At 54.9% G+C, this 21,780-nt stretch carries 22 protein-coding genes and 1 pseudogene; 10 read left to right on the top strand and 13 right to left on the bottom strand.

From position 1 onward, the window contains the following. Positions 1–14 precede the first annotated feature (14 nt). Positions 15–1,190: a DUF6882 domain-containing protein gene (locus HMPREF1292_RS09845; protein WP_023019743.1), complete on the bottom strand. Its 1,176-nt coding sequence runs from the start codon at positions 1,188–1,190 to the stop codon at positions 15–17. Between the two features lie 108 nt (positions 1,191–1,298). On the opposite strand from HMPREF1292_RS09845, the gene HMPREF1292_RS09840 reads away from it, so the two are divergent. After that, complete coding sequence (locus HMPREF1292_RS09840; RefSeq protein WP_023019742.1) at positions 1,299–1,952, top strand: hypothetical protein; 654 nt, start codon at positions 1,299–1,301, stop codon at positions 1,950–1,952. Positions 1,953–1,972: 20 nt separating this feature from the next. Here the strand turns inward: HMPREF1292_RS09840 and HMPREF1292_RS09835 are convergent, their stop codons facing one another. Further along, a complete protein-coding gene (locus HMPREF1292_RS09835) occupies positions 1,973–2,344 on the bottom strand; it encodes a hypothetical protein (RefSeq protein ID WP_023019741.1) in 372 nt (123 codons plus the stop codon). 75 nt (positions 2,345–2,419) lie between these two features. Here HMPREF1292_RS09835 and HMPREF1292_RS09830 point away from each other — a divergent pair, with 75 nt between their 5' ends. From HMPREF1292_RS09830 to HMPREF1292_RS09820, 3 genes are all read left to right on the top strand, one after another. Further along, complete coding sequence (locus HMPREF1292_RS09830) at positions 2,420–3,289, top strand: patatin family protein (RefSeq protein ID WP_023019740.1); 870 nt, start codon at positions 2,420–2,422, stop codon at positions 3,287–3,289. 203 nt (positions 3,290–3,492) lie between these two features. Then, on the top strand, positions 3,493–3,918 hold the full coding sequence (locus HMPREF1292_RS09825) for a hypothetical protein (RefSeq protein ID WP_023019739.1): 426 nt from the start codon (positions 3,493–3,495) through the stop codon (positions 3,916–3,918). 77 nt (positions 3,919–3,995) lie between these two features. After that, complete coding sequence (locus HMPREF1292_RS09820) at positions 3,996–5,576, top strand: hypothetical protein (RefSeq protein WP_034645293.1); 1,581 nt, start codon at positions 3,996–3,998, stop codon at positions 5,574–5,576. A gap of 28 nt (positions 5,577–5,604) precedes the next feature. On the opposite strand, the gene HMPREF1292_RS09815 is transcribed toward HMPREF1292_RS09820, so the two are convergent. Further along, positions 5,605–7,251: a peptide chain release factor 3 gene (locus tag HMPREF1292_RS09815; protein WP_023019737.1), complete on the bottom strand. Its 1,647-nt coding sequence runs from the start codon at positions 7,249–7,251 to the stop codon at positions 5,605–5,607. A gap of 140 nt (positions 7,252–7,391) precedes the next feature. Between HMPREF1292_RS09815 and HMPREF1292_RS09810 the strand changes: the two genes are divergently transcribed. After that, on the top strand, positions 7,392–7,949 hold the full coding sequence (locus HMPREF1292_RS09810) for an NADPH-dependent FMN reductase (protein WP_023019736.1): 558 nt from the start codon (positions 7,392–7,394) through the stop codon (positions 7,947–7,949). Here the strand turns inward: HMPREF1292_RS09810 and pth (HMPREF1292_RS09805) are convergent, their stop codons facing one another. Then, a complete protein-coding gene (gene pth / locus HMPREF1292_RS09805) occupies positions 7,950–8,654 on the bottom strand; it encodes an aminoacyl-tRNA hydrolase (protein WP_023019735.1) in 705 nt (234 codons plus the stop codon). Positions 8,655–8,731: 77 nt separating this feature from the next. Between pth (HMPREF1292_RS09805) and HMPREF1292_RS09800 the strand changes: the two genes are divergently transcribed. The 5 genes and pseudogenes from HMPREF1292_RS09800 to HMPREF1292_RS11170 all read left to right on the top strand — a co-directional run. Beyond that, positions 8,732–9,730, top strand: a complete 999-nt coding sequence (locus HMPREF1292_RS09800; protein WP_023019734.1) for a nitronate monooxygenase — start codon at positions 8,732–8,734, stop codon at positions 9,728–9,730. A gap of 64 nt (positions 9,731–9,794) precedes the next feature. Next, a complete protein-coding gene (locus HMPREF1292_RS09795) occupies positions 9,795–11,261 on the top strand; it encodes a glyceraldehyde-3-phosphate dehydrogenase (protein ID WP_027017675.1) in 1,467 nt (488 codons plus the stop codon). Positions 11,262–11,448: 187 nt separating this feature from the next. Next, entirely contained in the window at positions 11,449–11,670 is a 222-nt protein-coding gene (locus HMPREF1292_RS09790) for a hypothetical protein (RefSeq protein ID WP_021352763.1), read from the top strand. Then, complete coding sequence (locus tag HMPREF1292_RS10540) at positions 11,667–12,146, top strand: hypothetical protein (protein ID WP_021352762.1); 480 nt, start codon at positions 11,667–11,669, stop codon at positions 12,144–12,146. Before HMPREF1292_RS09790 ends, HMPREF1292_RS10540 begins: the two co-directional genes overlap by 4 nt. A 100-nt stretch (positions 12,147–12,246) precedes the next feature. Then, a pseudogene (locus HMPREF1292_RS11170) lies at positions 12,247–12,408 on the top strand (glyceraldehyde-3-phosphate dehydrogenase); the annotation flags it as partial. 105 nt (positions 12,409–12,513) lie between these two features. Here HMPREF1292_RS11170 and HMPREF1292_RS09780 read toward each other — a convergent pair. The 9 genes from HMPREF1292_RS09780 to HMPREF1292_RS09740 form a co-directional block, all read right to left on the bottom strand. Then, the gene (locus HMPREF1292_RS09780) at positions 12,514–12,807 is read right to left on the bottom strand and encodes an antibiotic biosynthesis monooxygenase (RefSeq protein WP_021352760.1); all 294 of its coding nucleotides are present in this window, start codon (positions 12,805–12,807) and stop codon (positions 12,514–12,516) included. Positions 12,808–12,896: 89 nt separating this feature from the next. Then, complete coding sequence (locus tag HMPREF1292_RS09775; RefSeq protein WP_023019732.1) at positions 12,897–13,718, bottom strand: class I SAM-dependent methyltransferase; 822 nt, start codon at positions 13,716–13,718, stop codon at positions 12,897–12,899. Between the two features lie 226 nt (positions 13,719–13,944). After that, on the bottom strand, positions 13,945–15,381 hold the full coding sequence (gene glnA / locus HMPREF1292_RS09770) for a type I glutamate--ammonia ligase (protein ID WP_021353254.1): 1,437 nt from the start codon (positions 15,379–15,381) through the stop codon (positions 13,945–13,947). A gap of 101 nt (positions 15,382–15,482) precedes the next feature. After that, positions 15,483–16,067, bottom strand: a complete 585-nt coding sequence (gene pth / locus HMPREF1292_RS09765; RefSeq protein ID WP_023019731.1) for an aminoacyl-tRNA hydrolase — start codon at positions 16,065–16,067, stop codon at positions 15,483–15,485. 59 nt (positions 16,068–16,126) lie between these two features. Further along, positions 16,127–16,813, bottom strand: coding sequence for a 50S ribosomal protein L25/general stress protein Ctc (locus HMPREF1292_RS09760; protein WP_021353256.1), 687 nt, complete (start codon positions 16,811–16,813; stop codon positions 16,127–16,129). Between the two features lie 248 nt (positions 16,814–17,061). Then, a complete protein-coding gene (locus tag HMPREF1292_RS09755) occupies positions 17,062–17,832 on the bottom strand; it encodes an SDR family NAD(P)-dependent oxidoreductase (RefSeq protein ID WP_023019730.1) in 771 nt (256 codons plus the stop codon). Further along, the gene (locus HMPREF1292_RS09750; RefSeq protein ID WP_023019729.1) at positions 17,832–18,821 is read right to left on the bottom strand and encodes a ribose-phosphate diphosphokinase; all 990 of its coding nucleotides are present in this window, start codon (positions 18,819–18,821) and stop codon (positions 17,832–17,834) included. Before HMPREF1292_RS09750 ends, HMPREF1292_RS09755 begins: the two co-directional genes overlap by 1 nt. 25 nt (positions 18,822–18,846) lie before the next feature. Then, positions 18,847–20,355, bottom strand: coding sequence for a bifunctional UDP-N-acetylglucosamine diphosphorylase/glucosamine-1-phosphate N-acetyltransferase GlmU (gene glmU, locus HMPREF1292_RS09745; protein ID WP_023019728.1), 1,509 nt, complete (start codon positions 20,353–20,355; stop codon positions 18,847–18,849). A 90-nt stretch (positions 20,356–20,445) separates the two neighbouring features. Beyond that, a complete protein-coding gene (locus tag HMPREF1292_RS09740; protein WP_023019727.1) occupies positions 20,446–21,714 on the bottom strand; it encodes a hypothetical protein in 1,269 nt (422 codons plus the stop codon). Between the last annotated feature and the right edge of the window lie 66 nt (positions 21,715–21,780).

The raw sequence follows: 21,780 nt of genomic DNA, 5'->3' as shown, positions 1-21,780 counted from the left end.
CTTGCGTCATGAGTCTAGGAAGAAAAGACCAAAACACCCGTGGTTTTCTTATCGAGTTGGTCGATCTTATGGCTAAAGCACTCTGTGATAGGTGCACATGCTGTGACAAGAGCGGCGATAGCCTGGGCATGTTCTGTGCTTTGCTCGCTGCAAGTGTCGGGGAGATTGGTATAGGAGACTTCGGTTTCAAACGCTAAGCAGCTACGCATCCGTCGAATATCAATATGTGGTCGGACAAAATCTATGACTCCATTCTGGATCCCGAATTCTAAGAGCTTTCGGCTTTCTTGTGCACCAGGCGTGTTCGCGAGCAAGGGATCGGCCCATGCCCACGTCCACGTATCACCACTCACAGTGGCAAGAGCCCAGCAGTCAACGGCCGTGTTGGTGCTTCGTTCGTCGTCGGAATGCTGGCGGATAAACTGGCGTCCGTCGTGGATAAGTCTGTCAATGGTCGGCTCCGGCGGCACGTTTGTCTCGTCCGAATCAAGCTGCTTCGTAATCTTCGAGGTCACATCGAGAGCAACACCGTTTCGCACGGTAATGGTTACCTGGTTGTCACCGGAACCGATGGTGGCAGTCGTCGAATCGGTATAAAAATCAAGACCGCGTACCACTGCAAAGCCTTTCAGCGCACGCATAACGTCGTAGCTGTTGGGCAACTTCGCTAAACCATGCGTCAGTGCTAGTGGAGCTGGACCTTCCTCAGCAAAATCTCTAATCATCACGACAGCACAGCGCTGGGTCTCGTCCTTGCGTGAAGATGCAGTAAGGGGAACCAATACCGCTGGAATATTACGAAATAGCGTGCGTCCCGCAGCTAGGAGCTCATCGCTTGCGACCTGTGGATTCTGCGGATCCAATTCTGCGATCCCTGGAAAATCAATGACGGCAGCAGTCTGCCAATACCAAGCATTATTGACGATGGTCGCGGCCCAAGTACCCGCTAGCTCTACGTGTTGCTGCATGTTGCTGCTTGCAAACGATACCGTCACTGCCCGGTCCCAGCCGTCGGCAAGTGCTTTCTGGTTGGTCGGGTTTTTGGTTTCCGTGCCGTCAGGTTCCGGGCGCATGGTGAGCTGCACACGGCTGATCTCGCCAAAACGAGCATGGAATAGCGCCAGACAATCGGCTTGTGCGAGGAAGCCATCGGTCGCGATATCGGTGACGGTGCGCGGGACAGAAAGCATAGCATTGAGTCTACAAGCCAGCCCCCGATCGACTGTCTCACCCAGGGTTGGACCTATCAGGCTGGATCTATCAGTGAGCTGCTAGCCGCGTACGGTAAAGTGTCCACCATGCTCTACGCCGTCAGTTACGCCTTTATGGACTCGATTAATGTCTTGTCCATCGCAGTGATCGTTGCCCTAGGCGTGCTGCTGCCAGCCGGAATGTATAAAAAGGTTACTCCGCTGCTGGTAGCGGGCAACTGGTCTGGGGTTTTTGCGCTGGCTTTGCTGGTGACCGTCGTATTTTCTGGCTTCGGTGAGTTGATGCAGAAAATCCTGGATTCTGCGGCCTTCGGCCTGACGTTGATGGCCGTTGGTGTGATCACCTTGCTGGGTACGTGGATCTCGAAGGGGAAACCGCCGGCGGTGGTGGGGCGATTGCTTGGTGGGCTGCAGCGGCCGTCCCCGATGACGTTCTGGATTGGCTTTGGCCTCGGCGTAGTGCAATCGGCGACTTCTGTACCATTTTTTGCCGGGTTGATCGTGCTGGCAGCCTTGCACCCTGCGCCAGCGACGCTGGGAGTTGGCGTGGTGCTTTATGCCAGCATCGCGCTGTCGCTGCCGATCATCGCCGCTTTGCTCGTCGGTTGGGTCCGTATTGCTCCGAATTCACCTATTGGGCGGTTGTTTACTAAGGCATCACACAACACTGAGCTCTTGAGCAAGGTGGCAGGCTACAGCGTGGGCGTGCTGTTAATCGTGCTCGGCGCACTCGGAGTCTAAGCGCTCGTATATATTCGTTTTTATGCAATAATTATGCCGATGCGTTCGGTCAGTTCCAGTTCACATGGTTTGGGCATCAAGCGCTGGGTGATTGCAGAACGTAGCGCGGGGCTTAGCGGAAGCAGCCAACCATTGTTGGGATCGTGTACCGGCAGATCATCAGTTTTCGTCGGCACCAGTACAATCTGCGCGTTGGGTCCCGCAACCACCGCAGCGTGATTATTGTGGGCGGCATCCAGAATGATGCCTGCAACCTGCACCGATCCTGTGATGATCACCATTTCTTCCGCCGTGTGCACTGCCAGCTTGTCGACGCTCACGTGGCGTGCAGTATCAGGAAGCTGGGTGAGAGCGGGCTTGGCAGAACCGCGTAGCAGGTCGAATAGTCCCATGCGGTCATTCTAACCGGTAAACGGTGAATCACTTTTAGTCACAATTTCGTGAACTCGCGACTATTATGGGCAAGGATGATCGACGCACGAGATACAGCTTTAGTGATTGAAGGCGGGGGAATGCGCAATTCCTATACCGCCGCCAGCATTGTGCACCTGCTGGAAAAGCAAGTGCATTTTGGCTGGGTCGGCGGTGTATCCGCTGGGGCCTCGCACACCGTGAATTTTTTATCCGGTGATAAAGAACGCGCCCGCAGTTCGTTCACGGATTTTGCGAATAACCCCTCGTTTGGTGGGCTGAGTCATTTCTTGCGCGGTCGGGGATATTTCAACGCAGAATTTATCTATGAAAAGGCCGCGGATAAAGATCTGCCCTATGACTGGGAGACGTTCACGGAATCGTCGGCACAGGTGTGCATCAGCGCCACGCGCGCAGATACCGGCGAGACCGTGAACTGGGGCAGGGAAGACATGCCAAGCTTGCCGGATCTGATGATGTGCGTTCGAGCGTCATCGACGTTGCCGCTGATCATGCCGATGCGCGTGATTGATGGTGTGCCGTTTGTCGACGGTGCTTTGGGTGATTCCGGTGGCATCCTCATTAACGAGGCCGAAAAGGCTGGATTCACGAAGTTTCTTTTCTTGGCGACGAAACCCCGCGAATATGTTCGTCCCGATACTCAGCGTGAAGGCTTTTTGCGGCGGGCGTTTTTCAAACACCCCGCAATTGCCACTGCGATGATAGAGCGGCCGGCGAAATACAATGCCGCGAAAGACCGCTTGCTGACGCTAGAAAAACAAGGTCGCGCGCAACTATTCTTCCCTACGGATTTGTCCGTGGAATCAACTGAACGCGATGCCGAAAAGCTGTTGCACAGCTACCGGATGGGCCAGATCCAAACAGAAAAAGAATGGCCACAATGGGAAGAATTTTTGACCGGTTAAAAGAAAACGAATTTAGTTTAAGAATTATCTCCCATGACTAAATTGTGCCGGTTTTGTTCCTCGCCATGTGCTCTCGGTGTGAGAAGAATCATAAAGGTGTGCCTAGTTATTGTTAGGTAGGACTATATAAACTCTTATCTGCCGAATGAATTCAATGGTCAAGCATGAAATGTTGGATCATATAAATAGATAAGGGGCCTTTTATGAAGAAAATGTTCACCGCAAGCTTGGCTGTTCTCACGCTGGCAGGCCTGGCAAGTGGCGGAGTCGCTCAAGCGATGCCTGTTCAAAAACAGCTGGTGCAATCGTCGTCGGCTCAGCACAATCCAGTGTTGAATCAGCTCAGCTCGGCGCTGTCTATTGGCAGCTCCGTGCTCCGGAACGACCCGAGCGGTAATCAGCCAAGCAACCTCCGCGCATTGGTGGCGTGGCTTAAGAACGTGGATAACAAACATTACAATGCCTTAAATTATGGTCTAACAACCCCGCAGCAGGCTGCGGATTGTCGTGCCCGCTTCGATGGTAAGCCAGGTGAGCCACGTCTGGACATTTATGTCCCCCAGGATTGTTCCAAGGTTGAGGTCACTCAGGACGATTACGATCAGGCTCTGCGCGCCATCGGATTCTGATTATCGTGAGTTGGTGACTTCCTGGCCCTGTCCGGTAAACACGACCGGAACCCACCGTGCCGGTAGAATTGTCTGTCATGCGTTCGAGTATTTTAGCTGTGTTGACAGGTACTACTTTGTTGCTCGGGGCCTGTTCGGCTCCGTCTGATGACGACGCGTTGAAGGCAGCGCCAGAACAGGCAACAACGGGGCAGAATACGGCTGCAGACACTACCACGGCCACGGAAAAAACAACTGCCACCACCTATGAATTTGCGCTGGAAGATTATCAGGTTTCTCCAGACATAGATTTACCCGTCCGCGGCAGCGTGACAACGGCGGGGCATAGCAATGCTCCGCTGGTGGTAGTGAATCATTTGCGCACATTTAATTGCGCTGATGATACCTTTGCCTACCCGTGCCCAGAAGGAGTAGATGAGGTACGTGCAGATCGCGGAATGCACTATTTGGCAGAGGATCTCGCAGAGGCCGGATACACCGTCGTCGTTCCTGACTTAGGCCCGTTGTGGGCGCCAGAAAGCCCCACGCAACCATACGACCAGGTAGAAGCCTGGGCGGGTGTGGTTAGTGCCATTCGTGGGGAACTAGAAGCAGCGAACCAGGGCCAGTCGCAGCACTTAGACGACAGCCTTGTGGGCATGACGGATTTTTCTCGCACTGGTGTGTTTATGCACTCGCGTTCTGCATTGCTAGGAAATAAGGCTGCAGAGATATGGCCCGAGGTATCTTTGGCGAGCTATGGCGGGTTCTACCATGTGCCAGAATTTCCAGAAGATAATTTTTCCCCAGCTCCCGCCGATGTGCCTACTTTGACCATCGATGGGCAAGCAGATGAGGATACTTCCCAGGCCGCAGCGGACTGGTTACCGGAATACGTGGGGCAAGACAGAAACACGGCAGCCTTAAACGTTATTGTGCCGGGGCTTGGGCACAACTATATTAACCGCGTTTTATCCCAGCGGGAATTTGACGACCGCATCGATGATGGCGAACTTAGCGACATTGGTGCCACAGAGCATGAGGAATTTTTAGCAGAAGCTCTCACACAGTGGTTTGATCAAACCCTCCGTGGTCAAGACGGGCCGTATCCATTGCAGGCTGATGACGAGCTACCGAGTGAGCTCGCAGGCAGAGAAGCGAGTGTGTATGCTGCCACCCCGGCCGCTGCAGAGCAATGGATTGCTTCCGCGCCAGAAGCGCAACTGCCAGGGAGTGAGGCCGAATTCTGTCGGATTTATCCCTCTATGAACCCGGTGCAGTATGACGACCGCTGCGATTTCGTGGACCTGGGAATCGTCAATTCCGCTTCTGTCAATGCCCGCGTGCAATTGACTAAATCCCCCGCGGTGGTTCCGGTGAGTTCTGCAGGCGCGGAAGCGCTGAGCATGCACATGATGCCTACTGGCAGCCGGGAAGACGGCAAGAAAGAAACCAAGCTGGAAATTACGGCGATCATGGACGATGGTTCCCGCCAGCCAGTCCCAGTGCCGACACCCAACCCGGTACTGAAAGATGCCACCACGGAAACCAGCAACGGTGAATACTGGATACGCACCTTAAGGATTAGCTTGCCGGAAACAGTAAAGAACCGCCCGATTAGCCAATTGGAAATCACTGGTGATGGCAGTATCGACTTGCGGGCGGTCGACCTCTACTAGGTGATGTAAACGCAGCGCGGGCCGATATCTAATCCGCCACCAATGGTTCCATCGTCAGCTCTGGGTGTTCTTTTTGTACGAACGCGAGCTTCCATTTATCGCCGAACAGCGCGATCAATTCGCCGTCGGTGCGAGTGAAAATTTCCACTCCGCGCTGGCGGCCTAATTCTGCAGCTGAGGCCGCGTCGGTGCGTCGTGCTACCGAATAAGGTACGGGCTCGACGACTGTTTCCACGTTGTATTCGACTTCCATGCGGGCCTGCATGACTTCGAATTGCATCGGGCCGACGGCTGCCATCACAGGGGCAGCATCGCCGCGCAGTTCGTTGCGCAGGATCTGGACGACGCCCTCGGCATCCAGCTGCTCCAACCCTTTGCGGAATTGCTTGTATTTGCCCAGCGATTTTGCTCGTAGAGTCTGGAAACTTTCCGGAGCGAACTGTGGCATCGGGCGGAACTGGATCTTCTTGCCCGAATAAATGGTATCGCCAGGGGCCAGTGATCCCGCGTTGACCAATCCGACGATATCGCCTGGATAGGCGGCCTCAACGGTATCGCGGGTGCGGCCGAAAACGGTCAGCGCGTATTTCGTCGAGAAGCTGCGCCCAGATTGCGCGTGCGTGACCTGCATGCCGCGCTCGAAGACGCCAGAGACCACGCGCATAAAGGCTAGGGTGTCGCGGTGGTTGCGGTCCATGCCGGCTTGCACTTTGAATACCACTCCGGCGAAATCGTCGTCCACCTCGCGGGTTTCGGCGATGGCCCCGGTGGCCTTTTCCACTACCTTGGGGTCGCACTCGCGGCTACTTGGTTCTGGGGCGATTGCGCACAACGTGTCCAGGATTTGGTGTACGCCGAAGTTCAGCATCGCGGAGGCGAAAATCAACGGCGAGGTCACACACTGTTCGAATAGGTCTTGATCGTGTAGCGCGCCATCGGCGGCCAAAAGCTCGGCTTCTTCCACTGCTGTTTCCCACGCTTCGGCTTCTTTTTCGCCAGCTTGCTGCGGTGAGTAGTGCTCTTCCGGTGCGATGGTGGAGCCACCGGCGGTGCGGATGAAGTGGATGTAGTTATCGGCTTCACCGTCGTCGTTAATGTGGGCGAGCCCGCGGAAGTCACCGGCTTCGCCGACCGGCCAGTATAGCGGTGTGGGCTGGAGCTGGATTTCGTTGACGATTTCGTCGACAAGCTCCAAAGGTTCGCGGCCCACCCGGTCCCACTTGTTGATCACCGTGATAATCGGCAAACCACGGGCTTTACATACGCGGAATAGCTTCAGTGTTTGCGGCTCCAGGCCCTTGGCGGCGTCGATGAGCATGACTGCCGCGTCGACGGCAGTGAGAACGCGGTAGGTATCCTCCGAAAAATCTGCGTGTCCAGGGGTATCTACCAGGTTGATCACGTACGGTTCGCCGTCGTGGCCTTCCGGGGAATAGTTGAACTGCAGCGCGGAAGAGGCCACGGAAATGCCTCGGTCTTTTTCCATGTCCATCCAGTCAGACACGGTGGCTTTGCGGTTTCCTTTGCCGTGTACCGCGCCAGCTTCGGTGATGATGTGTGCGTGTAGCGCCAGCGCCTCGGTCAGGGTTGATTTACCCGCGTCGGGGTGGGCGATCACAGCAAAGGTGCGGCGGCGCGAGGCCTCGTGGGCAGGGGAGGAAACAGCAGTGGTCATGGTTGAACAGTCTAATGGTTCGGTGCTGTGCGTGCCGACGTGGATCTGGTTTTCACGAATACCAAGAAGTTATTGTTGACAGGTCAACTAAAGTCGTTTTATTGTTGTTGTATCAACTTCATTATTTCTAGGAGGTAACCGTGAATATTGGTGTCTTTATTGGTTCGATCCGTGCAGGCCGCGCTGGTGAAGCGATTGGCCACTGGGTGCACGAGCACGCATCCCACCGCAATGACGGCCACAATTACGAAATCATCGACCTGCAGGATCATGACCTGCCATTTTTGGCTGCAGATACCGTCCCGGCCATGGCCAATGGCGAGTACGGGGATCCTAAGACCCAGCAGTGGGCCAAAGTAATCGCTCAGTACGACGGCTTCGTTTTTGTGACTCCGGAATACAACGGCACCGTACCTGGCCCAATGAAAAATGCCTTCGACCAGCTTGGCCAAGAATGGCAGGGCAAGCCAATCGGTTTCGTCGGCTACGGCTACTCACAGGCCGGCAAAGGTGCGACCGACACCTGGCGCACTGTAGTTAGCGGCATGTTGGCTATGCAGCTGGCAGACGAAGGCGTCAACATCGACCTGAATACTGCATACCCAGAAGATGCCAATGGTGAATTCCGCGCATCCGATGCGGACAAGGCTGGCCTGGACAAACTGCTTGACCAGGTCACCAGCACTGCACAAAACTAATTAGCGAGAATGAATCTCGTTTTGCGCGGCGCCTAAACCCCTGGCCACGATTAACCGGGCGGCTTCGGCGCCGGTGGCAATAAACCCATCAAAACCAGCGTCGGCTGGGACCGGTCCCAGCACCCAGGCGATGATGTCGTTTCCTTTCCCAGGGTGCCCCACCCCCATACGCACGCGGGGATAATCACGGGTGCCTAGATGCTCAGTCGTCGATTTTAGGCCGTTATGTCCGGCTTCATTTCCGCCTTGTTTGAGGCGGATTTTGTGTTCTTTCAGGTCTAATTCATCGTGAATAAGCAGCACTCGCTCGGTGGGGATGCCCAGTTGTTGAGCAACTTCGGCAATCGCCGGGCCAGAATTATTCATAAAACTTGCGGTGCGTAGTACCAGAGCGGAGTTTTCGCCACATTCAATGATGGTGCCGAAAGCCTGCACATCTTTAATAGGTTGCAAGGTCTCGCCGGATTCGGCGAGCAAATCATCGACCACCATATAGCCCACGTTGTGGCGCGTGGCCGCATATTTTTGCCCCGGATTACCCAAACCGACGATTAGCCACTCGGCAGTGACGTCGGCAAGATTTAATACCGGTTGTTGGGTCGTTGCCCTCTGATAACCACCGTCGGCGGGGTTGGCGATTGCCTCACTAGCGCTGTCGGTATTGCGTCCGAAAATTCTTGATAATAGGTTGCGCACAATATTCACCCGCCCAGTGTCTCATTATTGCGGGGGTTTTCTCTACTGACTGCTGCACGCCGGTGATCTGCATTAGCCTGGCAGATATGTCGGAAGTATTACGCCACCTAGAATCCCGTATACTCATCGCACCTATGGCAGGTGGCCCGTCCACACCGAGGCTGGTTAACGCAGCCGCTAAAGCTGGTTCCTTCGGTTTTCTGGCGTTCGGCACCACTTCGGTGGGCCGCGCGCAGCACATGCTTGCCAGCATTGATTCGGGGATTCGTTATGGGGTGAACTTATTTGCCCCGCAAACCCCTCTGGAAATTACTGCGGAGATCAACAGTGTTCACCAACAATTACAGCGCGACTACGCGGTAGCGGATCAGCTTCCAAACCTGGATTACAGCAATGGTTGGCAGGATAAGTTGGATGCTGTTGTGTCCGCCGCTAATCCACCGACGGTGGTCAGCTCGACATTCGGGTGTTTTAGCTCTGCAGAAATAAGCCGCCTGCATGAGGCTGGTATCGAGGCATGGGTGACCGTCACCAGTATTGAAGACGCGTTGAGTGCGCAAGATGCAGGTGCCGATGCTCTAGTCGTGCAAGGCCCAGCCGCTGGTGGTCACCGCGGAACCTGGTCGGTGGAAGAACAACCGTCCGGGCTAGGGTTGGTTGATCTTATCGAGACGATGTCGCTGGCTGGCGTGAATGCACAACTCGTGGCCTCTGGTGGGGTGCGTACTGCTGACGATGCCCGTGAGCTGCTTAAGCTCCCGCGGGTGAAAGCGGTGAGTTGCGGTTCGGCGTTTTTGCTTGCCGACGAAGCCGGCACCAGTGAGTTCAACCGCACCCTACTGCAGGTCGGGGGCCGTTCGGTGGCGACCCGGGCGTTTTCCGGCCGGGTGGCCCGCGGCCTCGAGACGGAATTTATTCGCGGACACCACGATGACGTGCCGGCGATGTATCCGCTGTTGAACTCATTGCTGGCGCCACTGCGGCAGGAGAATGATCCGCGGGTGGCATATTGCTTGGTCGGCGAAGACGTCGACAAGATCGGTCAGGGCAGTGTCGCCGACATCCTTGCCCAATTACGGGGGTAGTAACCAAAATCGGGGTAGGATGTGGGTTGTAATTTTGCACCCCGATACCCCCGCGTAAAGGAAGATGACTGTGAATCAGCCCGCCGAGGTAGGACACGACAACTGGAATGAACGCATCGCGCTGGCGCAGGAGATGATCCCGCTGATCAGCTCGCTGCACCGCAACAACAACGTTGTGACCTCTATTTTTGGTCGTCTGCTGATTAGCGTCACCGACATCGATATCATCAAAGCCCACGAACGTGCGCACCAGGTCATCGAAGAAGACTTGCCGCTGGAGAAGACCCTGCCGGTGCTGCGCGAACTCACCTCAATGGATTTGGGTACTGCATCGATCGACGTCGGGCGCTTGGCCGTTGGGTTTGCGCAATCCGGTGCTACTGATCTTTCTGACTACCTGCACTCCGAGTTAGAGGAAGTCATTGGTGGCCGCACCAACGTGAAAGAACCCACCGACGTCGTGCTGTACGGTTTTGGCCGTATTGGTCGTCTGCTCGCACGCATCCTGGTGGAGCGCGAAGCATCCTATGGCGGTGTGCGTTTGCGTGCGATTGTCGTGCGCTCCAAGGGCGACGGCGACATCATTAAACGTGCCTCGCTGCTGCGCCGTGATTCCGTGCATGGCGAATTCAACGGCACCATTTCCGTGGATGAAGAAAACAACATTATCTGGGCAAACGGCACCAAGATCCAGGTTATCTACGCCAACGCGCCACAGGAAATCGATTACACCTCCTATGGCATCAACAACGCCATTGTCGTCGACAACACCGGCGCATGGCGTGATCGCAAGGGCTTGTCGCAGCACCTGGAGGCCAAGGGCGCAGACCGTGTCTTGCTGACGGCGCCGGGCAAGGGCGATATCCCGAACGTCGTTTTCGGCATCAACGAAGACAGCATTAGTGACGATGACAAGGTGCTATCTGCAGCATCCTGTACCACCAACGGCATTACTCCGGTGCTCAAGGCACTGGGCGATCGCTACGGCGTCGCGCACGGCCACGTGGAAACCGCCCACTCGTTTACCAACGATCAAAACCTGATCGACAACTACCACAAGGGTGACCGTCGTGGACGCGCTGCGGGTCTGAATATGGTGCTGACCGAAACCGGTGCTGCGAAGGCGGTATCAAAGGCCTTGCCGGAATTCGAAGGCAAGCTCACCGGTAATGCCATCCGTGTGCCAACCCCGAATGTTTCGATGGCGGTGCTGAACCTGGAACTGGAAACTGAGGTGACCAAGGACGAGGTCAATGACTACCTGCGCAAGGTGGCGCTGCTGTCGAATCTGCGTCAGCAGGTGGACTACGTCAACGATCCGGAATTGGTCTCCTCGGATTTCGTCGGCTCGGTTAAGGCCGGTGTGGTTGATGGCTTGGCGACGATTGCCAATGGCACTAAACACCTGGTGGTTTACGTCTGGTATGACAACGAGTATGGCTATTCCAACCAGGTAGTGCGTTTCGTGGAAGACATCGCGGGTAAGCGCCCACGTGTGCTGCCGCACCGCAGTCCAATCAGCGAGCTGTAAGTCGCGGGGGAGTTGATGCACTGGTACTAGTGCCAGTGCCGATAAAAGCCGCGGGATCCGAGATTGGGCCCGCGGCTTTGTTTTGCGTTTGTGTGGTGCCTGGTTTAGCTTTCCAGCTGGATGGATTCAAACCCCAATACGTCGACAGACATGCCATGCTTTTCGTCACTGCTACTGGAGCGGATTGATGACTTTGCATTTGTCTGAAGATGCAGCGTTACGGATTGCGAATAACCACGAAGACGTATGGCCGAATGATCCAGGCGAAGCGGAGATGGATGTTTTTAACAATGCTGCAGGACGTGCTATTGGGCTGATGATAAAAGGAAAAGAGGGTATGGATAAGGGAATCGTTTATGTCTGTAAAGATATGGCGAATGCATCTTTGCTAGAGACATTGCCGAAATGAGATATTCTTCCCGTTTTCCCTTGAGTTTTGGGCAGGGTAAAGCGTTCCTTGCGTTGTCTTTGATGGCGTTCTTGGTGGCTTGTTCAAGCGAAATTGAACAAGCGTTACCAGCTGCAAGTGAATCTGGGGGTCCGGTTACTATCTCGGTTCGCGATGCTTATGGTCAGCATTGGGTAGAATTTGGTGTCCAATGTCCGTACACCAGTGTCGATGATATTTCCGAACATCTGGGTCTGGAGCCTGATGAGGCTTATGACTTAGGCAGCTACGACACTCAAGAGGTGGTGTACCTGAAAGATGCCGACGGTGACGTTGATTTTGACGTGCTCGATAGGCTAGATGTTACTTTGTGCTCCCATAGGGCCCCGGAATACTTTGGTTATCGTGGATGGTTACCGGCAGACCTGCCTCTGATTTTTGAGGTTAATTATGATGGTTGGGCCCTCACAGGGGTGGGTGATACAACCACGGGATAGATCATTCTGTAGCCTAAGTAGCTATACACCATGCCTGCCATTTGTGGGCAGTGGGCAAGCTCACCGGTAATGCCATCCGTGTTCCTACCCCGAACGTTTTGATGGCTTGGCGACGATTGCCAATGGCACCAAACACCTGGTGGTCTACGGCTGGTACGACAACGAGTATGGCTACTCCAACCAGGTAGTACGCTTCGTTGAAGACATTGCGGGTAAGCGCCCGCGTGTGCTGCCGCACCGCAGTCCAATCAGTGAACTGTAAGTCGCGGGGGAGTTGATGCACTGGTACTAGTGCCAGTGCCGATAAAAGCCGCGGGGTCCGAGATTGAACCCCGCGGCTTTGTTTTGTGTTTGCGTGGTGTCTGGATTAGCTTTCCAGCTGGATGGATTCAAAGCCCAATACGTCGACAGCCATGCCGCGTTTTTCATCTTCCACGTGGTTGCCTTCTGGGCGAGCGTCTGACCATTTCTGGTAGTTTTCTTGGCTATCCCAGCGGGTGATCACGAAGTAGCGATCTTCGCCAGAGACGGGGCGCAGCAATTCGAAGCCTTCAAACCCTTCTGCCTTGTCGACGCCCTTGGCACGCTGCGCAAAACGCTGCTCGATTTCTTCGGCGGCACCTTCCGGAAAGCTCAGTGCGGAGATGTTTACATAGGTCATGGTTCATCCTTTCTGCGGTTGAATACATCCACCATTTTATCTAATGGTAAGCGTTGGGATGGTGGAATAGTTGTGATCTTTTCCCAAAATTATTCTGGCTTTCGTGCCACGAGTGCGACGCCGCACAGTACATCGCTGTGCTGATTAAATAGCTTGCGCATGGCCAACATGCGGCGCCGGGCATCGGCGTCCAGGGCGGCGTTTTTGATGATGCGCAGTGTTCCCAAAAATCCCTCGTCGGCAAGATTGCGGCGCATTTGCAGCAATGCCATGGGTGCGGTGCCAGTCCATTCCACCTGTAAGCCGGCATCTTCTAGCAATTGTGTCCATTCCGCGATGGTGAGCGGCCGAGCATTGACCTTAATTACCCGCGCGAGATTCTTGCGCAAATCGGTTTTAAACTCGTCGTCGAGGTCATCGGGTTGCAAGCCGAGCTCGTGGATGGCGTAGCGTCCGCCGGGGCGCAGCATTCGCGCTGCTTCCTGTACGATTTTTTGCTTTCCGGTGGGCGACTGCATCGTCAACATCGCCTCGCCCAACACAACGTCGGCATGAGCATCAGGCAGGCCAGTATCTGCGGCATCTGCATGTACCATGCGGCCGGTATCTTTGACGATCTCCCCAGTAATGCGCGCGGCATCTTCGTCTTTGTCGACACCGATATAGCTGGCTGGTTGGTAAGTGAGTAGTTCGCTGGCGGTACGGCCTAATCCAGGCGCTAGCTCGACCACGTCGGCATCAGTAAGTTTGGCGTTGTGCAATAGCTTGCGGGTGAGTTCCAATCCGCCAGGGCGCAGCACACGTTTTCCGAGCCGCGCAAGCAGCCAGTGTCCGGGCGCATCTTCTGCGCGGCGCTGTGCATAGGGAAGTGGATTTGTCTTGCCATCGGGGTTCGAGGAGGTACGGGGCATGGTGGGTCCTTTCTTTAAGGCCCACCAGCGTTAAACAGCGTTAGACAACATTAGACTATGACAGATACGTTAAGGCAGGCCTAATCTCGTATCTAATTCTCAGCTTACTAAATGCGACCTGTAAAGAATAGATGACCTAAAATTCGGTGGTTTAGTTTCCTCGAAATGACAGCCAACCAAAAAACGCCCCACCGAAAGTGGGGCGCTGGCGCGTGAAGCTTGGTGCTTAGCAGTCGTAGTACATCTCGAATTCCTGCGGGGTTGGGCGCAGGCGAACCGGAGTGATTTCCTCGTCGTACTTGTACTTGATGTAGGTATCGATGAGGTCTTCGGTGAAGACATCGCCTTCGGTGAGGAACTCGTTGTCTTCCTGCAAGGCCTTCAGCGATTCTTCCAACGAGGTTGGTGCGGTCGGGATGTCTTGGGCCTCTTCTGGTGGGAGTTCGTAAAGGTCTTTATCCACTGGAGCGTGTGGTTCGATGCGGTTTTTAATACCGTCGATACCAGCCATCATCATTGCTGCAAAGCCCAAGTATGGGTTACCTGAAGGGTCCGGTGCGCGGAACTCCAAACGCTTCGCTTTCGGGTTATTACCGGTGGTTGGGATACGCACGGCTGCCGAACGGTTGCGCTGGGAGTAGACCAAATTGATTGGCGCCTCGAAACCAGGGACCAGACGGTGGTAGGAGTTCAGCGTGGCGTTGGTGAATGCCAGTACTGCACCGGCATGTTCCAGAATGCCACCGATGTAGTAGCGGGCGATGTCTGACAGGCCCGCGTAGCCGTCTTCATCATGGAACAGCGGCGCACCATCTTTCCACAGCGACTGGTGGGCGTGCATGCCCGAACCGTTATCGCCAGCCAGTGGCTTTGGCATGAACGTTGCAGTCTTGCCATGCTGGAACGCGGTGTTTTTGATGATGTATTTAAACAGCTGAATTTGGTCTGCAGAGTGCAGCAGGGTGGAGAAGCGGTAGTTGATTTCCTGCTGGCCGCCGGAACCCACTTCGTGGTGGAACCGCTCTAGCTCAAAGCCAACCTTTTCTAGGTTCAATGCCATGGCATCGCGGATTTCTACGGTCTGGTCATACGGTGCGGTAGGGAAATAGCCGCCTTTAGGGCGATTTTTATAGCCAGGGTTTGGTAGGCCGTCGATAGTGGTTTCTTTGTCGGTATTCCACCAGCCTTCGTCCGAATCCACCTCGTAGAAACCAGCATTGGTGGAGGTATCGAAACGAACCTTATCGAACAAATAAAACTCGGCTTCGGCGCCGAAGAAGCAGGTATCAGCGATGCCTGTGGACTTCAGATACTCCTCCGCTTTACGCGCAGTCGTGCGTGGGTCACGTGAAAACGGTTCACGAGTAAACGGATCGTGCACGAAGCATTTGATGTTCAAGGTTTTTGTCGTGCGGAAAGGATCCACGATTGCAGAATGTGGATCCGGCAGCAACATCATGTCGGATTCATCAATGGTGGTGAATCCTCGAATTGAGGAGCCGTCGAAAGCCAGGCCTTCTTCTGCTGCCTCCTCAGTAAATTCCGAGGCAGGGATGCTGAAGTGGTGCTCTACACCGGGAAGGTCAGTGAACTGAATGTCGACAAATTTAATATCTTCATCTTCGATATGTTGGACGACATCCGCAATGGATTCGAAACTCAAGGGAACTCCTCGTTTTGGGTGCAACTGTGCAGTCGTAACTCCCACTATACCGGCTATTCGTGATCGATATCCCGATATCAGAGGATTCCCGAGGGGAAAATTTATAGAAGTGCTTTCCGGAGATAGTCAGCGACGTCCGGAATAATAAAATCCAATTCGCGTTCTTGGGCGGCGGAAAAGTTGCCTAAAACAAACGATGACGGATCCATCTTGCCAGGGGGCCGTCCAATACCAACGCTGAGACGAGCATAGTCTTTGGTACCCAGAGCTTTGGTAAGGGATTTCAAGCCGTTGTGGCCTTTATCGCCACTGCCGTGTTTTAAAGTGAAATCGCCAAAGTCGCGTTCCATATCGTCATAAACTGCGACGATGCCGATAGCCGGAATATGAAAATAATTTGCCAGGGCATTGACCACACCGCCAGAGGTGTTCATCGGTGTACCGGTGCGCGACAGGATGATTTTTGGGGAGCCGTAGCCTATAGAACCAGCAGGCATTTCGGCCACAAAAGCCCCGGTGCGTTTATGCAAACTAAATGGCACAGGCTGGAAAGCTGTCGTTTCTGCTAATTCATTGACGATGCGATAGCCAATATTGTGCCGAGTTTGTGCATAACGCGCACCGGGGTTGCCGAGCCCAACTATCAGAACACTATTGTGCTGAGACAGAGCGTTCACAGTGTGCATGGGGTGGACTCGGCTTTCTGTTTGGGCATATCTAGCCGACGGCTAGATAATCCAGTGGCTTATTTGTCGTCGGAGGACTCGGTGTCAGGGTCCAGACGATCTGCAGGGGTTTCCTCATCGGACTCCTCTTCAGAGTCTGCACCGGCTTCAGCGCCGCCTTCTTCAGCAGCGGCAGCAGCAGCCTCGAGTTCTTCGTCTTCCTGTGGCTCCATGACGGAGACGATGACGGTGTCTTCTTCTGCGACCAGGGTGGCGCCACCAGGGATGTCCAAATCAGCTGCAGTGATGACGGTGCCATCTTCTGCGCCTTCGATGGAAACTTCGATCTCTTCTGGAATGGACAGAACGTCGGCCTCAACCAACAAGACGTCGTTGTCCTGGATGAACATCATGCCAGCGGCAGGCTCACCAGTAACAGTGACAGGAACCTCAACCTCAACCTTTTCGCCGCGCTTAATCGACAATAGGTCCACGTGATCGACGTCTAGGGTGAGGACGTTTTGGTCAACGTTCTTCACCATAGACAGGTGCTTTTCGCCGTCAAGTTCCAATTCCAGAACTGCGTTCAGGCCGTTGTAACGGATCAATGTCTGTAGCTCCAGCAGGTCTACAGAGAAGTGAATTGGGTCGGTGTTTGGGCCGTATAGAACGCCAGGTACGCGCCATTCACGACGCAAACGGCGGGCAGCGCCCTTACCAAACTCATTACGTGGCTGTGCCGCGAGAGCAGGGGTATTTTGAGCCATAATGGATAACTCCTCAGTGTAGTGAAAATAAATATGTGGACAAACGTGCACAGGCAAGGGCACATCCACGACCGGGGGAGCTACCGGGTTAAGTGTAGATCGCGTCGATAACGGCCAAAAATGAATGGCCCTCGCCGAGACGAGAGCCATCATAGCAAACAGCAGGCCAGCAACGAAACACAGGCGATACTGTGCCTAGACCTGAAATTGCTATGTTCTTAAAGATTATGGTCTTAAATGGGGATGACCTAAATGGCGGTATAGCCACCATCCACGGTTTGCGTGCTGCCGGTGATAAACGATGCGTTTGACGAAAGCAGGAACAGCACCATCGCGGCAACTTCTCGAACTGACCCCAGCCTGCCAAGTGGATGGTCGTTGATCAGTTTGGTCAGCTCATCTTCATCCATGAAATTCGCGAGCAGGGCGTTCCGGATATAGCCTGGGCACACCGCGTTGACACGAATTGCCTTGGAGCCGTATTCCACGGCGGCTGAACGGGTTAGCCCGATGACGCCGTGCTTGGCAGCGGAATAGGCTGCTTTGCCCTTAGCTGCCACTAACCCGTGCACAGAAGCGACATTGACGATGGAACACTCCGAGCTCATGTCCATGTCTAAGAATTGTTCGATCTCATAACGCATGGCATAAGCGACGCCGTTGAGGTTGAGATCAACCAAATCGCGCCATTGCCGACCATTCAGCTTTCCGGTGAGTTCGCCTTCACCGCCGTAGCCTGGCGAATTAACCGCGTAATGTAAACCACCAAACTGCTCTACGGCGGTTTGTACCGCAGCCTTGTAGTCCGATTCTGCAGTCATGTCGATCTCAATGGCATACGCCGAACCACCGTTAGAACGGATTTTTTCGGCCACCTCAGACGGCTTATGTTCTTTGGAATCGGCGACTACAACGTGGGTTCCCAATTCCCCGAGTTCATAGCAGATTTCCTCGCCGATGCCGAAGCCGCCGCCGGTAACCAAGGCTACTTTGTCACGGAATTCGTCAAAGCTTTTCATTAGGCAGACCCCTCGAACAGCGTGGTAACGGAGCCGTTTTCAAAGATCTCGTTGATGGTGCGAGCCAGCAAAGGGGCGATGGAGAGCACGGTCAAGTTGTCCCACCCCTCTGTGGACTGAGGGATGGTGTCGGTGGTGATGACCTCTTCAGCGCCACAGTTCGAGAGCTTCTCTCGGGCTTGACCAGAAAATACGCCGTGGGTGCAGGCTACAACGACAGACTTGGCGCCTTCATCTTTCAAGATCTTTGCGGCACCCGCGATAGTTCCACCGGTGTCAATCATGTCGTCTACCAAGATGCAGTCCTTGCCCGAAACATCACCGACCACGCGGTTAGCGACGACTTCGTTGGCTACATCAACGCTGCGCGTCTTGTGGACGAAGGCCATCGGTGCGCCGCCGAGGACGTTTGCCCATTTTTCCGCGACCTTCACGCGGCCAGCGTCAGGCGAGACGATGCACATGTTCTCAGTTGGGTAGTTCTCTTTGATGTAGTCGGTCAACACCGGCATGGCGTGCATGTGGTCGACTGGACCATCAAAAAAGCCTTGGATTTGGTCTGTGTGCAGATCAACGGAGACCAAACGGTCAGCACCAGCGGATTGCAACAGATCAGAGATCAGGCGAGCGGAAATAGGCTCGCGTCCGCGGTGTTTTTTATCCTGGCGTGCGTATGGGTAGAACGGCAAAATAGCCGTGATGCGCTTAGCGGAACCACGCTTGAGCGCATCAATCATGATGAGCTGCTCCATCAGCCATTTGTTTAGATCGCCGCCTTCGACGGTCGCGTGGGATTGCATAACGAAACAATCCGCGCCGCGTACCGATTCTTCAAAGCGAACGAAGATCTCACCATTTGCGAAGTCTTCTGCTCGCATTGGGGTGATTTTTGTGCTCAATTTCTTGGCGACAGCCTCGCCGAGGTCTGGGTGCGAGCGGCCGTTGAAGACCATCATGTTCTTTTGGTTCATAGCGATCTTGCCAGTCATAGGATTAACCCTTCTGCTTTGATGTCTACGCTTGTTCGGAACCCTGGTCACTGCCGTTATCAGTGCTGCGATTGTCAGCTTCGCCGTTGTCGGCTGTGCTGTTTTCGGCAGCTTGTGCAGCCTGCGCAGAGGGACTACCCGGGCGCTTTTGCGCGACCCAGCCCTCGATATTGCGCTGGCGGCCACCTGAGACGGCCAGTGCCCCTGGTGGAACATCGTCTTTAATCACTGTACCTGCCCCAGAATAGGCGCCATCACCCACGGTTACTGGTGCGATGAACATCGTGTCTGAACCTGTGCGCACGTGATCGCCCACCACGGTGTGATTCTTGTTCACGCCGTCATAGTTAACGAAGACCGAAGAAGCACCAATATTTGAGTGTTTGCCGATGGTCGCATCACCCACGTAGGTCAGGTGCGGAACTTTGGAGCCTTCACCGATAGTGGCTTTTTTCGTCTCAACGAAGCCACCGAGCTTGGCGTTATTACCCAACTCTGTACCTGGGCGAAGGTAGGTAAATGGTCCGACGTTCGCCTCTGCGCCAATACGCGAGCTTTCTGCGTGGGCACGGATCACACGCGCATTCTTGCCGACGACGACATCTGTGAGTGTGCTGTCCGGCCCAATTTCCGCGCCGTCCGCGATGAAGGTTTTTCCCCACAGCTGCGTACCCGGGTGGATGGTGACGTCTTGGCCCACGGTGACATCCGCGCCAATCCAGGTGGTGGCAGGGTCGACAATGGTAGCGCCCCCGAGCATGGCTGCTTCTACGGTGCGGCGGTTGAATTCCTTGCCTGCTTCTGCCAGCTGTACGCGGTTGTTGACGCCTGCGAGCTCGCCAGCATCAGCTGCGACATAGGCACCGACCCCATGGCCAGCCTTGCGCGCAATAGCCAGCACGTCAGTGATATACAACTCGCCCTGCGCGTTATCCGTGTTCAGTTGTGTGAGCGCATCGCGCAGGATGGCAGCGTCGAAAGCGAAGACTCCGGAGTTGATTTCGGTAATTTCTCGGATTTCTGCTGAAGCATCTTTATGCTCGACAATTGCGGTGACCTGCTGATTATCGTCGCGCACAATGCGGCCGTAGCCGGTGGCGTCGGCAAGTTCGACGGACAACACCGTAACGCCAGCTTGTGCGGATTCATGGTGCTCGCGTAGGTGATCGAGGGTTTCTGGTCGCAGTAGGGGCACATCAGCATTGGTGACAATCACGGTGCCCTGGAAATCTTCCAACTCAGCCATCGCACATTGCACCGCGTGCCCGGTGCCAAGTTGTTCTTCTTGTACGGCGGTGGTCAGCTTACGGCCGAGTTCCTCGGAAAGCGTGTCGACGGCTGGCACTACCTGCTCACGCTGGTGGCCGACGACCACGACGACATTGTCCGGATTTAAGCCGGCCGCGGCGTGCACACTATGGGAAAGCAGCGAGCGCCCGCCAATTTCATGCAGCGTTTTCTGGGTCGCAGATTTCATCCGTGTACCGGCGCCGGCAGCTAAGACGATGACCGCGCAGGAAGATTGTTGAGCCACAGCGAGAATTCACTCCTGAACAAATGGGGGTTAACTAATGGCACCAATCATAACGATGTGTTCGCGCGTGCGCGCTTGACCGTGGGGGTTTTAGCCACCTTGCGAGACTTCCGGAAGCTTGCGAGCTGCCCAAACACCGGCAAAACCAATGAGAGACAAAAATACTAACGCCCAAGCAGGGCCTTTGAGCGCGATGACAGACGACAACGCGCCGACGCATAACAGAATCACGCCCATCAGTGTGTTTGCGGCGCCGGTATAGCGGGTGCGTTGGTCGTCTTCAGCCATGTCCACGAGATAGGTCGAACGTGCCACGCGTATGGCGGCGTGGCTGAGAGACACCAAGAAAAATCCCAGTGGAAATAGTACGGAATTCCAGCCGGGAGGAAGAGTCAGTGAGCTTGCTACCAGCAGCAACAGCACCAATGAAGCCGTGCCAGCGGCGACGGACATCACGGTCTTGGAGGAACGATCAGACCGGATCCCGGAAATTTTTCCTGCAAGCAGTGCTGAAAGACCGGAGACGAACACAAAGGCGCCCAATTCGGCGAAACTGCTGTCGTTGAGCGTGCTCAGTGTGACGATAAAAGCGGTGGATAGTGACGAGACTAGGAGCAGAGAGCGAACGACGACGAATTGCCGGAAATGAGCGTCGTCACGTAATAACTGCCAAGTATCGCGATACCAGGGAAGTGCGTCGGTGGGAAGGCCTGGTTGCATGGGTTTCTTTAGCGAGCGAGTACCCAAGTTTTCGTCGACACGCGCGAAAGAAAGCGATGCCACACACCAACCGAGTGCGCCAATTCCAATGAGGACTGCGCCGACCCAAATAGGAATTGGGGAAGGGACGAACAACAGCACGCCACCGACAGCGATAGTGACGATGCCCGATAGTGTGGTCGCGGTGCCGGTTACCGCGCCGCGTTGTCCCTTGCTCACAGCCCGGCCCAAAACGTCTTTCCCGGAGAGTGAAGACAAGGAACGAAAAATCGCTAGGCAGGCTAAAAGTGCCACGACCGTGACGCCTAGCGAGGACCCGCTCAGTACCAATGCAGCGAGTGCCATGAGCGCGGCACAGAGTGCTTGCCCGAGTGAGCCCAATATCCAAATCTGTTTCCGAGATTCCTGTGATGTCACCCAACCCCGCAGTGCAGCCTGCGGGAGCATTGCTAACGACTCGCGAACCGGCACCAACAAACCAGAAAATGCTGCTGGCACCCCAGCGGCAGTAAACAACCAGGGCAAGACAGTTTTGGCTGAGGCAGTCTGGTCGCCGATGTTTTGCAGGGCGTTGGCGATAGCAATATGGCGGCCATTGTGCTGCTGGTTGCGTGCGGTGCGCGAGGAGCCGGGATTCATAATTCCAGGCTAATGGTAATGGCGAGTAGGGTGTGAAAAAGCCCTGGCTACGTGTTGTATGGCGTT

It is taken from the genome of Corynebacterium sp. KPL1995 (assembly GCF_000477935.1).
GTDB lineage: Bacteria > Actinomycetota > Actinomycetes > Mycobacteriales > Mycobacteriaceae > Corynebacterium > Corynebacterium pseudodiphtheriticum.
The sequence above is the reverse complement of the archived record's forward strand: the minus strand, read 5'-3'. Positions and strand labels throughout refer to the sequence as shown.

Bases quoted from the DNA above. Each gene is read 5' to 3' on its own strand.
- pth (WP_023019731.1), bottom strand. From the start codon at position 16,067: ATGCACACTGTGAACGCTCTGTCTCAGCACAATAGTGTTCTGATAGTT.
- HMPREF1292_RS09800 (WP_023019734.1), top strand. From the start codon at position 8,732: ATGTCGGAAGTATTACGCCACCTAGAATCCCGTATACTCATCGCACCT.
- HMPREF1292_RS09750 (WP_023019729.1), bottom strand. From the start codon at position 18,821: ATGACTGGCAAGATCGCTATGAACCAAAAGAACATGATGGTCTTCAAC.
- HMPREF1292_RS09840 (WP_023019742.1), top strand. From the start codon at position 1,299: ATGCTCTACGCCGTCAGTTACGCCTTTATGGACTCGATTAATGTCTTG.
- HMPREF1292_RS09740 (WP_023019727.1), bottom strand. From the start codon at position 21,714: ATGAATCCCGGCTCCTCGCGCACCGCACGCAACCAGCAGCACAATGGC.
- HMPREF1292_RS09795 (WP_027017675.1), top strand. From the start codon at position 9,795: ATGACTGTGAATCAGCCCGCCGAGGTAGGACACGACAACTGGAATGAA.
- HMPREF1292_RS09820 (WP_034645293.1), top strand. From the start codon at position 3,996: ATGCGTTCGAGTATTTTAGCTGTGTTGACAGGTACTACTTTGTTGCTC.
- HMPREF1292_RS09835 (WP_023019741.1), bottom strand. From the start codon at position 2,344: ATGGGACTATTCGACCTGCTACGCGGTTCTGCCAAGCCCGCTCTCACC.
- HMPREF1292_RS10540 (WP_021352762.1), top strand. From the start codon at position 11,667: ATGAGATATTCTTCCCGTTTTCCCTTGAGTTTTGGGCAGGGTAAAGCG.
- HMPREF1292_RS09845 (WP_023019743.1), bottom strand. From the start codon at position 1,190: ATGCTTTCTGTCCCGCGCACCGTCACCGATATCGCGACCGATGGCTTC.
- HMPREF1292_RS09775 (WP_023019732.1), bottom strand. From the start codon at position 13,718: ATGCCCCGTACCTCCTCGAACCCCGATGGCAAGACAAATCCACTTCCC.
- HMPREF1292_RS09815 (WP_023019737.1), bottom strand. From the start codon at position 7,251: ATGACCACTGCTGTTTCCTCCCCTGCCCACGAGGCCTCGCGCCGCCGC.
- HMPREF1292_RS09790 (WP_021352763.1), top strand. From the start codon at position 11,449: ATGACTTTGCATTTGTCTGAAGATGCAGCGTTACGGATTGCGAATAAC.
- HMPREF1292_RS09755 (WP_023019730.1), bottom strand. From the start codon at position 17,832: ATGAAAAGCTTTGACGAATTCCGTGACAAAGTAGCCTTGGTTACCGGC.
- HMPREF1292_RS09780 (WP_021352760.1), bottom strand. From the start codon at position 12,807: ATGACCTATGTAAACATCTCCGCACTGAGCTTTCCGGAAGGTGCCGCC.
- HMPREF1292_RS09825 (WP_023019739.1), top strand. From the start codon at position 3,493: ATGAAGAAAATGTTCACCGCAAGCTTGGCTGTTCTCACGCTGGCAGGC.
- HMPREF1292_RS09760 (WP_021353256.1), bottom strand. From the start codon at position 16,813: ATGGCTCAAAATACCCCTGCTCTCGCGGCACAGCCACGTAATGAGTTT.
- HMPREF1292_RS09830 (WP_023019740.1), top strand. From the start codon at position 2,420: ATGATCGACGCACGAGATACAGCTTTAGTGATTGAAGGCGGGGGAATG.